This is a genomic window from Paenibacillus sp. ATY16, assembly GCF_003399985.2.
GTDB lineage: Bacteria > Bacillota > Bacilli > Paenibacillales > Paenibacillaceae > Pristimantibacillus > Pristimantibacillus glycanilyticus.
Genome location: NZ_NMOK02000023.1, coordinates 389,521 through 401,981, shown reverse-complemented (window position 1 = coordinate 401,981; position 12,461 = coordinate 389,521). Strand labels below are relative to the sequence as shown.

Annotated in this window: 13 protein-coding genes; 10 read left to right on the top strand and 3 right to left on the bottom strand. The window is 50.8% G+C overall.

Going from position 1 to position 12,461, the window contains the following annotated elements:
- The first annotated feature begins 4 nt into the window (after nucleotides 1–4).
- Genes CFI03_RS14735 through CFI03_RS14725 form a run of 3 tightly spaced genes read left to right on the top strand, consistent with a single transcriptional unit; the run spans nucleotide 5 to nucleotide 1,653 of the window.
- Nucleotides 5–319, top strand: a complete 315-nt coding sequence (locus CFI03_RS14735; RefSeq protein WP_127498539.1) for a YlaH-like family protein — start codon at nucleotides 5–7, stop codon at nucleotides 317–319.
- Nucleotides 316–588, top strand: coding sequence for a hypothetical protein (locus tag CFI03_RS14730; protein WP_127498537.1), 273 nt, complete (start codon nucleotides 316–318; stop codon nucleotides 586–588). The genes CFI03_RS14735 and CFI03_RS14730 overlap by 4 nt, the downstream gene beginning before the upstream one ends.
- 18 nt (nucleotides 589–606) lie before the next feature.
- Nucleotides 607–1,653 carry an LCP family protein gene (locus tag CFI03_RS14725; RefSeq protein WP_248757783.1) on the top strand — a complete coding sequence of 349 codons (1,047 nt, stop codon included), beginning with the start codon at nucleotides 607–609 and terminating at the stop codon, nucleotides 1,651–1,653.
- A gap of 307 nt (nucleotides 1,654–1,960) precedes the next feature.
- Here the strand turns inward: CFI03_RS14725 and CFI03_RS14720 are convergent, their stop codons facing one another.
- The gene (locus CFI03_RS14720; protein ID WP_248757782.1) at nucleotides 1,961–2,503 is read right to left on the bottom strand and encodes a YhcN/YlaJ family sporulation lipoprotein; all 543 of its coding nucleotides are present in this window, start codon (nucleotides 2,501–2,503) and stop codon (nucleotides 1,961–1,963) included.
- Nucleotides 2,504–2,618: 115 nt separating this feature from the next.
- Between CFI03_RS14720 and CFI03_RS14715 the strand changes: the two genes are divergently transcribed.
- Nucleotides 2,619–3,950 carry a PhoH family protein gene (locus tag CFI03_RS14715; protein ID WP_127498531.1) on the top strand — a complete coding sequence of 444 codons (1,332 nt, stop codon included), beginning with the start codon at nucleotides 2,619–2,621 and terminating at the stop codon, nucleotides 3,948–3,950.
- 337 nt (nucleotides 3,951–4,287) lie between these two features.
- Entirely contained in the window at nucleotides 4,288–5,568 is a 1,281-nt protein-coding gene (locus CFI03_RS14710; protein ID WP_248757781.1) for an extracellular solute-binding protein, read from the top strand.
- Here CFI03_RS14710 and CFI03_RS14705 read toward each other — a convergent pair.
- On the bottom strand, nucleotides 5,540–6,640 hold the full coding sequence (locus tag CFI03_RS14705) for a hypothetical protein (protein ID WP_248757780.1): 1,101 nt from the start codon (nucleotides 6,638–6,640) through the stop codon (nucleotides 5,540–5,542). The two genes, CFI03_RS14710 and CFI03_RS14705, sit on opposite strands and share 29 nt — an antisense overlap.
- A 93-nt stretch (nucleotides 6,641–6,733) precedes the next feature.
- Between CFI03_RS14705 and CFI03_RS14700 the strand changes: the two genes are divergently transcribed.
- Entirely contained in the window at nucleotides 6,734–7,882 is a 1,149-nt protein-coding gene (locus CFI03_RS14700) for a class I SAM-dependent methyltransferase (RefSeq protein ID WP_248757779.1), read from the top strand.
- A gap of 52 nt (nucleotides 7,883–7,934) precedes the next feature.
- Here the strand turns inward: CFI03_RS14700 and CFI03_RS14695 are convergent, their stop codons facing one another.
- A complete protein-coding gene (locus CFI03_RS14695) occupies nucleotides 7,935–8,171 on the bottom strand; it encodes a DUF2626 domain-containing protein (RefSeq protein ID WP_015845478.1) in 237 nt (78 codons plus the stop codon).
- 266 nt (nucleotides 8,172–8,437) lie between these two features.
- Between CFI03_RS14695 and CFI03_RS14690 the strand changes: the two genes are divergently transcribed.
- The 4 genes from CFI03_RS14690 (at nucleotide 8,438) to bshC (ending at nucleotide 12,371) form a co-directional block, all read left to right on the top strand.
- Nucleotides 8,438–9,088, top strand: coding sequence for an RsfA family transcriptional regulator (locus tag CFI03_RS14690; RefSeq protein ID WP_127498522.1), 651 nt, complete (start codon nucleotides 8,438–8,440; stop codon nucleotides 9,086–9,088).
- A 117-nt stretch (nucleotides 9,089–9,205) separates the two neighbouring features.
- Entirely contained in the window at nucleotides 9,206–10,159 is a 954-nt protein-coding gene (locus tag CFI03_RS14685) for a ketopantoate reductase family protein (RefSeq protein ID WP_248757778.1), read from the top strand.
- A 26-nt stretch (nucleotides 10,160–10,185) separates the two neighbouring features.
- On the top strand, nucleotides 10,186–10,581 hold the full coding sequence (locus tag CFI03_RS14680; protein WP_015845475.1) for a DUF3397 domain-containing protein: 396 nt from the start codon (nucleotides 10,186–10,188) through the stop codon (nucleotides 10,579–10,581).
- 152 nt (nucleotides 10,582–10,733) lie between these two features.
- The gene (gene bshC, locus CFI03_RS14675) at nucleotides 10,734–12,371 is read left to right on the top strand and encodes a bacillithiol biosynthesis cysteine-adding enzyme BshC (protein ID WP_248757777.1); all 1,638 of its coding nucleotides are present in this window, start codon (nucleotides 10,734–10,736) and stop codon (nucleotides 12,369–12,371) included.
- Nucleotides 12,372–12,461: the final 90 nt, after the last annotated feature.

Sequence of the window (12,461 nt, the reverse complement as noted above, 5' to 3'; positions counted from 1 at the left end):
CGGCATGCAGCAATGGTTGAGCGACCATCACGCCGTATCGTATTTGCTTATTCTTGGATTTACGATTTATATCTTCAACAAAGTGTTCAGGGCTAACAATCAGAAGCTTCCGATCCTGAAAGAAGTTCTTGTCTATATCCTGATGGCCATCGGCTCGTTTGTGCTGATGGTCCTGCAGGTTGACAAGCTTCCTATTATTCAATGTATGGGAATTGCCGTGCTTATGATGCTTATGCTTCGCGGCCGGCAGCTCTACGACAAATGGAAAAATAACCGGGCCGACAGCGGCGCCGTAAAGGAAGCTGATTCAGGCAAATGACGTTTGATGATGCCTTGTTCAACTGGCTGCAGATTCATATCGTAGCCGAAGACCGGCCGGATGATCGGGCGGCATTGGATACCCGTGACTTCTTCGCGCAAATTTTGTCGGAAGACCACGAGGTTTCCAATCTGCATATTTCGGCAACGGATGCGACGATGGTTCACGTCAAATATGAACGCAACGGACGCACAAAGCTGCAAATGTATCCGCGGGAGGCTGCCGAGCAGCTTCTCGTTGATATCCGGTCCAATCCGAAATATAACTGACATAAAGGTGATGATCCTATGACGCAAGGCTCGGCTGAACTGCCTTCCCGGAGAGCAAATGCCAAGACTGCTCCTAGATCGCCTAAGCAACCGAAGAAAAGACGCGTATGGAAAGTCGTGTTACTGCTATTTTTAGCTGTTATTTTGATTATCGTGGCATACTTCGGATTTTTGGCTACCAAGGCGAACAATGCAATCCAGCAAATCGGTACGGTTTCAAACGATGACGTAAAGATTCCCACTGCGGAATCCGTCAAGAAGAAAGCAGTCGGAATGGTATTGCTTGGCCTCGATACAAGGGCTAAGGGCGGCGGGATGAACACCGACGTCATGATGGTGGCCGTCTTTAATCCCAATTCCAAATCGGCCACGGTCATTTCGATTCCGCGCGACTCCTTGCTGCAGCTGGAAGGTTATGGCGAGCGCAAGGCGAACGCCAACTATGCAACGTTCTTCAGCCAAGCCCGTTCCGAAAAAGGCATGGACAAGGAAGCGGCGGAAGAGGATGCAAAACGCGCGATTCGGGATATGCTGGGCAAATTTTTTGGCGTAGATTTGAAATATACGGCGGTTGTTAACTTTAAAGGCTTTGAGGACGTTGTAGACGCCCTTGGCGGCATTGAAGTGAACGTCGATATGGATATGAGGTACGTCGATAATTATGACGGCACCAACATCAATCTGAAGAAGGGTTTCCAGAAGCTTAGCGGGGACCAAGCGCTTGATTTTGTCCGTTACCGGAAATCGAACGACGGCAAAAACATGTCCAGCGATTTCGACCGCAACAAGCGCGAAAGCGAAGTGGTAGCGAAGATCGTCGACAAGATGAAATCGCTAAGCGGAATCACGAAAATGGGCGAAGTTATTGACGCTGTTGGCGACAACATGGAAATCGACATGCCGCCGAAGGAAATTCAGAACCTGATGAAGACGTATTTCGGCATCAGCAGCTCGGATGTTCAATTCATTCCGTTAGAAGGCGTGTGGAAGAGTCCGTACGTTTATCTGGATGAAGCCAAGCTTAGCGAAGCTCGTGCGGCTTTGCAAGCGAAAATGGCTGAATAACCATAGACTGGCGGTTACTTTACCGCTATAATAGGTGTACGGATATGAAATCCTTCCTAGAGGAGGTCATGCGGATGCCCAAAGCCGTAGCCGCGACATTCACACTTAATAGAAGAAGCGGTGACGAGCGCTCGGGAAACCTCTTGAGCCTTGCGGCTGAAGAATGCATCTGTGTGCCGATCTCGGCATGTATCCGGATGGAACCGAATAAACTGATGACAGGCTTGTCCAAACGGACATACTGTCGTAAGGAAAGCCTAGTGATTTGATCACTAGGCTTTTTGTGTCTTATGGCGCGGTATACAAGCTAATGAAGTTTGTGTAAATTGTTAGCCCGCTGTTGTACTTCCGGATCCTGCGGCATAACCTCTCGAGGGATCTGCGGTACGATACGGCCGATAATGTCAGCCATCTCTTCCGCAAAGCCGCTGATCGGCCTGCCGCGGCGGATATCCGCACCGATTTCGTTCAGCCGCTGTGACAAATCCATATCGGCTGTTACGATAGCATCAATGCCGTAGGGATCTTTATGGAAAGCTTCGGCGACGGAATATTTGATTGTGCCGACTCTGGAGCGATCAAGCTTGCTGTCGACATCGATCCCAACCACGGCGGTGTTCCCGAGCACCACGCAGTGCGCATTCGTAACACCTTTGATGCCCATGGCCAGCTGTTCCAAATGCCTGGAGACTTGCTCAGGATTCGCAATTTCTTTTTTCTGAGGACTTGTCTGCTGTGCGCGAACAGAGCCATTATTTTGAGGAGAGGGTGATGTTTCGTTTCGAAGGGCGTTGCCGCAGCCAGCCGTAATTGCCGCAATAGCGATCGCCGCAATAAGTTTCCGGTACATGTTGATTCCACCTCTTTTTATTGTTGCACATCGTCTAATCAGAATGTAGTGTACCCGTAGCCAAGTATGGCTATGTATGTCTATCTATTGAATGACCGACGCCGGGAGGGTTCTCATGAAAAAAATATTCGTGCTCGACACTAATGTGCTGCTTCATGATCCGCAATCGCTCTTTGCCTTCGAGGATAACGAAGTCATCATTCCCGCGGTGGTGTTGGAAGAAATCGACTCCAAGAAGAGGCTGGCAGACGAACTAGGGCGCAATGCGCGTTCCATATCCCGGTTGCTCGATGGTATGCGGGTGGAAGGGCATCTACACGAGGGCATAACGCTTCCTAACGGCGGACTGTTAAAGGTGGAGCTTAATCATCGGAGTTTCATGCGAGTGCAAGAGATGTTTGGAGAAATGACCAATGACAACCGAATTCTTGCCGTCGCGCTCAACTATCACTTGGAACAGTTGGAGAACGAACAATCCAGCACTGTCGTTCTTGTAAGCAAAGATGTGCTGGTCCGGATCAAAGCGGATGTGCTGGGCCTCAAAGCCCAGGATTATTTGTCCGACCGGACCGTGTCCACGACTGATTTTTATGCCGGCTACGAGACCTTGTTTGTCCATCCGTCTGTTATCGACGAATTTTATACGTACCGGTTCCTGACGGTCAAAAGCATGCAGAATATCGCCAGGCTGAAGCCTAACGAATTCGTAATTCTGCGGGACGAGATGGGAACCTCCAAATCCGCCCTGCTGAAGGTCAGCCAGGACGGCGTACGCCTAGAGCCGTTGTTCTTAAGCAATGACCCGATCTGGGGAATTACGGCCCGCAACGCTCAGCAGCGCATGGCTCTTGAGCTGCTGCTCAACGATGAAATCCCGCTTGTCACCCTGACCGGCAAAGCCGGCACGGGCAAGACGCTGCTTGCGCTTGCCGCCGGCCTCTTGAAGGTGGAGGATGAGCATAAATACAAAAAACTGTTGATTGCCCGCCCGGTCGTGCCGATGGGCAAGGACATCGGTTACCTGCCGGGAGAGAAGGAAGAAAAGCTGCGTCCATGGATGCAGCCGATCTACGATAATCTGGAGTATCTGTTCGATACCAAGAAATCCGGCGACATCGATAAAATATTAATGGGACTCGGAAGCATCCAGGTCGAAGCTCTTACCTATATTCGCGGACGCTCGATTCCGGGTCAGTTCATCATTATCGACGAAGCGCAGAACTTAACGAAGCATGAGGTCAAAACCATTGTCTCCCGCGTGGGAGAGGGCAGTAAAATCGTTCTGATGGGCGATCCGGAGCAGATCGACCATCCTTATCTGGACGCCGTGAGCAACGGACTCACGCATATCGTCGAGCATTTCAAGAGCGAAGGCATAAGCGGTCACATCACTCTCGAAAAAGGCGAGCGTTCCAAGCTCGCCCAGCTCGCAGCGGATCTGTTGTAATCTTTAAAAATGTAGCGGTGCCGGGAAAATCCCAGCACCGCTATTTTGCTGTTTAAAGGCAAAGGTTAATAGGGCAAACGGAGTAATTCAATGATTCTGGAGAAGTGTAACGTTCGCTTTTGTGAGTGGATTCCTACACTGCTTACACTTAAATCGATGGAATCCACGAGCAATGGCGATCGGAAGAACATTTGAATTACGGAGTGAGTCACATTAACCTATAGGCCGGGGGGATAAAGTCCTAGACTTGTTTGGACAACTCTGCGTTTTATTGCTATGATAGGTTTTAATAGACTAGACTTCGGGGGCTTAAGATATATCGGAAAGGGAGAAGTGTGTGGCTACAAGGAGATTTGTGATGATCCTTGCAGGAGCAGTGCTGTTGTCCGTTATTTTGCTTATTCCCAACATGGACCCGCATAAGCCGGCATCATCCGGCGGCAGCTCCCATGACTCAAATACCGGACCCGTCGCTAACGAGCTGGATGACGAACCGATGGAATCCATTGTTGTAACCGTTTCCATGTCGGCTGAGCAATTTGCTTACTTAGAAGAGGCAAATGAACGTTTCAGATTCAAATACCCCAACATCCAAGTTGAGCTGCTGAATATCGAGTCGAAGGAAGAGGCGTATGCCACTTGGAAGCAAGATCTTCTGCTGGGCGCTTCCTCCGATATTATGCTGATGGACAGCGGCTGGGTAAGGGAGTTTGCCGTTATGGGCCTGCTTGAGCCCGTTGATAGCGTCAATACGGCAAGCACTTTGTCCGACCAGCCTGCCAAGCTGCTTGCACCGCTCAAGTGGAACAGTTATCTCTGGGGTATACCTTACGATGCAGACCCGTCCATTCTTGTGTGGAATAAAGCTATGCTGACCGAGCAGAACATGAGCGATCCTCCCAAGGATTGGACAAGCTTCCTCCAGCTCGCGGACCGACTAACGGCTTCCGGGTCGGCGCCGGCTTCCTTGCTTTATTTGCCTGCGGATTTCAGCGGAACGGCAGCTTGGCTGGATGCCTGGAGCAGCGCAGAGAAAAGAGGGGCAGCTGCCTTAATCCTGAATGACGAGTCGGCTAATCGTCTTTCGGAGACGGCTTCTTTGACGATTCCGTCAATCGCCGTTAATAAACGCTTGCTTGGCACGGAGATGGACAATCAGCGTTTGCTTGTCTCGGTTGTATCGTGGTCGGATTATAAAGCACTATCCCAATCCGAGCAGGATAAGCTGCTAATCGATAAGCTTAAGCTTCGCAACTTATGGCTTGGGAGCAGCAGCTTTGTCGTTTCGGCGAATACGGATAGGGCGGACGCGGCCTTCAGCTGGATTAAAGAGATGACGAGCGTGACCGAGCAGGGGCGCAATTACGAACATCTAGGCAAATTGCCCGCGAAAAATTCGATATACGAAATAGGCGGATATTCGGGCTCAACGGCCCAGTATCCGCCTACATGGTGGTTGCCTTTGCTAAATGAAGAGCCAATCGGCGAACCGCCTGACCCGAATTGGCATAAGGAATGGAGCCGATGGGAAGCTTCATGGCAGCTGTATACGAGCGGGGCGACAGACATTGCCGCCTTTATCCAATCGGTTACAGCTTCATCTTCAAATAAACAGTGAGCTCCTTGTCTTTCATTTCAACCGATTTAGCTTGTATGAATTTAATGATATCACCGGGATAAAAACCGAGATCAAATTTGTCTTCAAGCGCTTTCCGCGTCGTGTCAGGCAGTGCGAAACCGTTAAACAACAACTCGTCGACATGGAATACAATGCCGTTCTTTGGCTTGTCTTCCACGGTGTAATGACCGGAGACGGCAATTTCCATATTATCGTGCTTGCCTGATGCGATTACTTTGCCGTCTTCAAACCGGAAGGAGAAGTCGTTAAACCGTTTATCCTGCTCCCGAAGGAAAGCGTTCAGCGCGTCTTCCGGAATATGAATCGTATAATTAAACCCGTTTATCTCCAGGTACTCCTTATTGTCCTCGATCCAGCTGGGCAGCTTGTTCATCGCTTTGGACAAAGCGTCGAAATACTGCTCCACTTCCTCAAGTCCGGCCGATTCCCAATAATTCGTCAGCTCTTGCATCAGCAGGCGAAGCCGATCCGCGTCGGAACGTCCGGCGAGCTGGCCGTCAATCTGCTGCTCCAGCTGCGCAACCCGGCTGCGCTGGGTTTGAAGCCGGTTTTCGATATCTTCGAGCTCCGTTTTTCTTCCGTCCAATTTGACGTATTCCTCTTTCAAGCTCTTATATTCCTTCGTGTAAGAATCGAGCGTGTTCCGGTCCCGCGAAAAAATAATGTCTACGTAGTCCAGCATAGCGAATAAATCGTGAATCGAATCGAAGGAAATAATCGCGCGCAGCAGAAGCTCGCGTTCACCCATATAATAAGCGCGAAGCACTTTTCCCGCTTCTTCCCGCTTCTCCTTGATTTCCTGTTCGCGCTGCGCAATCCGTTTGTCGGTGACGGACATGTCGCCCGCAACCTTTTCTTTTTCCGCTTGTATGCGTGCGATTTCTTTGTCAATCTCAACGATAGACAAGCTCTTCTCCAGTATCTGATTGACCTGCTCGTCCTCCGTCAATTGAGGCTCGGCCATGACGGGAAGCTTGCAGATGGCAAGCATAAGAACGATAAGAAGGATAAAGAGCCATCTGACGCGAACATAAATGCGATGGAATGCCACCAGCCGCCTCCTTTCTTACGTTGCTAGGCCTGTACAGCTACCATTGTATGCGACGGTTCCATTTATTATATCTTATAAGCGGGAGATGAGCAGGTGAAAATAGGCAAAAAATCGTTAATCAGCCGGATTTCGGAGCAGATCGCCGAGATGCCTGCGGTCGGCTGGCAGGAGGGCAGCATGAACACTCCAGGCCTTCGCTGCATGACGTTCAAACAATATATGAGTTTATGTTTATATGACAAGCAGGACGGTTATTATCGTTCAGGACCTGTACGAATCGGGCGGGAAGGCGATTTTTACACCAGCTCTGCCGTAGGTGCCGTAATGGCGCATTGCTTGACGAATTACGTATTGGACTACGCCGTCCAAGCGGCCGGAGGCCGTATTCAGCTTGTGGAATGGGGAGCGGGCACGGGGCGGCTTACGATGCAGATCCAAGAAGCCTGGCGGGCACGGGCAGAATACTGTTCCGATCTTCAATGCCGGCCTGTCCTGGTTGAAGATCATCCGGGCCACTTGGAAGAAGCGAAGCGTACTATCGGCTCTGATACGGCGTTATTCCTATCTTCTGACGAAGCGCTGGAGGGCGGGGGGTACTGGCAGGAGCTTCCTGCGGTTGTGCTCGCCAACGAGCTGCTGGATGCCTTTCCGGTGAATCGGGTGACGGTGGAGGAAGGAAAGCTTGTTGAGCTTGGCGTAGCCGGAAATGCGGAGGATGGCTTTTACGAGGTGCGTATGCCGCTCTCGGATGAACGGATAGCCGTTGCGTTGCAAAAGGGCGGTATCCGGCTAACGGAAGGTCAGCAGACGGAGGTTAATCTGGATGCGGAGCAATGGCTTGCAAGTATGGCCGATGTGCTGGGAGAAGGGCGTGTCATTATCATTGATTACGGTCATGAGGCGGAGGAATATACGGCAAGTCACCGGATGAAGGGGACCTTGCTCTGTTATTCGGATCATATCGCTTCCGACGAGCCGTACCTTCGGATCGGAGAGCAGGATATAACGGCGCATGTGCCGTTTACGCCGCTCCGCCATGCCGCTGAAGCCGGGGGATGGCGAATTGCCTATTACGGAACCCAGAAGCAGTTTCTTATTGATCACGGAGCTTTGGGGCTCCTGCAAAATCATTCGGATACCGACCCTTTCGGCCAAGCGGCCAAAATGAACCGGGCGGTGCGCCAGCTGCTGCTGAGCGACGGAATGAGCGAGACGTTTAAAGTGCTTGTGCTGGATAAATGAGAAAAGGTGCCGCTCCATAAGGAGCTGCACCTTTTTTTGTCGTTCGCAAACTTTAGAAGGGGTTGCCCATTTTGAATACGGTCCAGTAAGTAAAGCCTACAAACGAAATTGCCATATATCCCCAGAACATGAGTATGTATGTTCGTTCGCTAAATTTGAGATAACCCAGGAAAACGAAAGCTACCGCTTGTGCAAAAAACAGAAGCGCGAATTCAGTCATGTGACCTGCGAAGGCCATCAAGCCGATCACAAGAGTCCAAAAACCGAGTACCCGATACATGCGTGCCATGAAACCATCCCCCCTTCGCTCTGACCCGAATTTCTATTGTACATTATAACGGTTGAATTTGGCAGTGTAAACAAGCAAGTACGAACAAAATCAACTATTTTGTGTAAATTGAAAGCGTTACGATACCAGTTTGCTCGTTAATCGGATGAATTATGTATGAGCTTTTTGAAATTTGGTTATACAAATTAGTATCCGATAGATTCTATGAACTCTACCAAGGGCATAGAGATAAAGTAAGCGCCTTTACGTAAGGAGGTTTTGGTCGCATGACAGCAGTCAGACAAGATGCGTGGAGTCCCGACGACGATCTCATACTCGCCGAAGTTACACTACGCCATATTCGCGAAGGTAGTACCCAGCTAGCGGCATTTGAAGAGGTAGGGGAACGTATAGGACGGACTTCGGCGGCTTGCGGATTCCGCTGGAACAGCTGTGTCCGCAAACGTTATGAAGAAGCGATTCAAATCGCCAAGCAGCAGCGCCAGAAGCGCAATTATTTGAAAAAACAGGCGATTGTCGCAACCCCGCATGTCTCTTCTATTGCCGTTTACGATGCAGAAGAAAGAGCATTTAGTGCTAATGCGGTAACGACGGAAGAAGGTTTATCCGTTGATTCCATTATTCGTTTTCTTAGACAGTTCAAGACCACTTATCAGGACGTAAGCCGTCAAATCAAATCCTTCGAGAAAGAGCTGAAGGAAAAAGATGATGAAATTGATCGTTTGCGCGAAGAGAATGAGAGATTGTCTAGAGAAGTAAATAATGTTCAAACCGATTACCGGGCCGTCAATGATGATTATAAAACATTGATTCAGATTATGGACCGGGCACGCCGTCTGGCGGTGTTGACGCATGAAGAGGAAGCAAAGCCTCGCTTTAAAATGGATGCAAACGGAAATTTGGAACGAATTGAATAGGTGAATGCCCCGCCGGCGATGAACGGCGGGGTGTTCGCTTTTTAGCCTGAAACAAGTATGCTATATATACGAGCATACTTTTTTTATGCCCAATACTTCCGAAGTGGTGATCCGAGTTTGAAGATACATATAGTTGGAGGCGGAGCGATTGGTCTCCTGCATGCCGGTCTGCTGGCTCAGACGGGGCAAGAGGTTACGGTGTGGACACGAACGGACAAGCAGGCGGAGCGGCTCCGGGCGGAAGGCATCAGACTGGAAACGCTGGATGGGGATGCCAGGGATATTGCGGTGAACAGTTATTCTCTTGCAAGCCTTCAGGCCTGTACAAAAGGACAAGCCGGAGACGGTGCCGAGCAATCCCCGGCCTGGATCCTATTGACGGTTAAGCAAAGCCATATCGATGAACCGCTATTGAATCAGCTTCAGCGGCTAAGCAGCGGAAAAACGGCGATATTGTGCCTTCAGAACGGAATCGGTCACATGGACAAGCTGGCGGCGGCTCTTCCCCATGCGCTTCTCTATGCGGGCGTAACGTCTGTTGGAGCAAGGCGGCTCGATGACGCTCGCCATGTTAGGCACACGGGGGACGGTCCTTTATGGTTTGGAGCGTATGCGGAGGACAAAAAGGACGATAATCTCCAAATTTTGTTGCTAAATTTACTGAAATCGGCAGGATTCCATGCGGGTTTGTCGAATGAGATGAAGGACATGATTTACCAAAAGCTGCTTATTAATGCGGTTATTAATCCGCTTACGGCGATTTACGATACGACTAACGGAGAGCTGCCGCAGCATCCGTCAAGGCTGAAGCTGATGAGAGCCTTGTTCGAGGAAACCTCGGCGATTCTTACGGCAGACGGGATGAAGTCAAGCGATAACGGATGGCAGCTTGTGATGCGGGTATGCGAGGCTACGGCGGCTAACGTCTCGTCCATGCTGAGTGACGTGAGGGCAGGGCGGCAGACGGAAATCGACTGGATAAACGGCGGTGTTTCCGGGCTCGCAAGACGTTTGGGCATAGCCTCGCCGTTCAATGATGCCGTAACGACACTCGTGAAGCAGCTCCGTTAAGAAAAACGAGGGAAGGTGCGAATGACATGGGCTTCTTATGGGACAGCATAAAATATGTCTACGCCTATTTGGCAGTCATACCTGTCATTCCGTTTCTTCTGGTTTATTTCGGGTATGGCATGTTTTCGGACGATAGAAAAAAAGCGTTCCAGCTGGCGATGGATGTTACGACCGCGCTTCTGATCGGATGCGTGGCCGTATTGTTCGATTCCATCTTTAACAGTTCCTTCGGACTGTATGCTATAATTCTTTTTATGCTGCTCGGCGGAGGCTTGCTGGGCAATATGCAGTTCCGCAAACGCGGGAACGTAAACGTGAAGCGGGTGTTCCGCGCCGTATGGCGACTGGGATTTTTTACGATGAGCATGGCGTACCTGCTGCTGATGTTTATCGCGATCGGACAAAAAATCTTTTCCGCGTAAGCACGCGTAAGCAATTGAGGGCCTGTAACCAAGAGGTTTCGGGTCTTTTTCTTTTGACGTGCGGCTTATCCTTTGTGTACAATCAAATTGTTGCTTGAATGGTTACAGTTTTATAAAACTATATGATTGATTTGGGAGGAACTGGCTGCGCTATGAATACGGAACATTATGACTTGCCAAGCGCCCAGCCTTTAACAGAGGCTTATATACATCGAACGGACGCAAATATCGAATCGCTGTACGGCTATCATGCCGGACGCGAGCAGGATTGGGCAGGGCGCCTGAAGAAGCTGGAGGAGCTTTCGGGCAGCCGGGCGAACCCGGCGGAATTAGCCGAGGTGCTGCGCCAATACAACAGCCCTTATACAACGCCGGAGGTGGACGCTTCCATCCGCGCTATCGCGGAAGGCGCGCCGGTTATCATTGGCGGGCAGCAAGCCGGCTTGTGGTCAGGAGCTCTGCTCGTGATACATAAGGCGGTCTCCATCGTCAGCGGGGCTAAATGGGCTTCCGAGAAGCTGGGCCGCACGGTTGTGCCGGTTTTCTGGATTGCCGGCGAGGATCACGATTGGGATGAAGCAAATCATACGTTCGTGCTGAACGCGGAGCAGGAGCTGCGCAAGCTGATCGTGCAGCGTCCGGAAGGCCCTAGAACTTCCGTAAGCCGTACGGCTGTTGAAACGGACAGCTGGAACGCGATGCTGGAGGAGCTCGAGCAGACGCTCCCTCATTCGGACTTTAAGCCTGGACTGCTTGAGCAGCTAAGGCAAATTGCAGATCAATCCCGGTCGTTATCGGACATGTTTGCCGGAATTCTGTCCTTTTTGTTCGGCAAGGAAGGCCTCGTTCTGCTGGATGCGGATGATCCAAAGCTCCGCAAAATCGAAGCGCCGATGTTCCGCCGCATGATCGAGGAGAACGATGAGCTCGAAGCAGCGTATAAATCAGCGGCCGAGAAAGTGAAATCGCTTGGTTACCAGCTGCAGGCGGATGTCGTGGAGGGCAGCGCGAACCTGTTTGTGTTTAACCCGGCGAACGGGGACGAGCGGACGCTGCTGCACAAGCGCGGCGGGCAGTTCCAGGACCGGAAGGCAACTGCTTTCTGGACGAAAGAGCAGCTGCTTCAACTGGCGGACGAACAGCCTTCCCAGCTTAGCAACAACGTGCTTACAAGGCCGATTATGCAGGATTACTTGTTCCCGGTGCTTGGTACCGTTTTGGGCCCGGGCGAAATCGCGTATTGGGCATTAACCGGCGAAGCTTTCCGTAAGCTGGGAATGGAAATGCCGATTATTGTGCCGAGAATGTCCTTTACTCTGGTAGAAGGTACCATTGCGAAGCATATGATGAAATACGAACTGTCCTTCGAGGATGTGGCGAAGCGTTTCGAAGCCCGCAAGCAAGCGTGGCTGTCCGAGCAGGACCAGCTTTCCATCGAAGAGCGGTTCCAAGACGTGAAGCAGTCGTTTGTTGCGATGTACGGACCGCTGCTTGAGCTTGCCGGTTCCATTCAGCCGGGTCTTCTGAAGCTGGGCGAGACGAACCGCCAGAAGATTGTCGAGCAGATTGAGTATTTGGAAGCCAAAACGAAGGATGCATTTAATAAGCAATACGACGCGTCGATACGTCAGCTCGACCGCATTGCGCTTTCGCTCTGGCCAAGCGGCAAACCGCAGGAGAGAGTGATCAACATGTCCGGCTATTGGAACCGTTACGGCTCCGCATGGCTGGAGAAGCTGCTTGAGCTTCCGTTCAGTCCGACAGGCGGACATCAACTCGTTTATTTGTGATGTGAGTAAACCTTTCTCGAGGCAATTCGAAGATGGGCGACCTCGTTTAGAGGTAGGTTTAATCGCCAAATAGAACTTCGGTTTTCGATT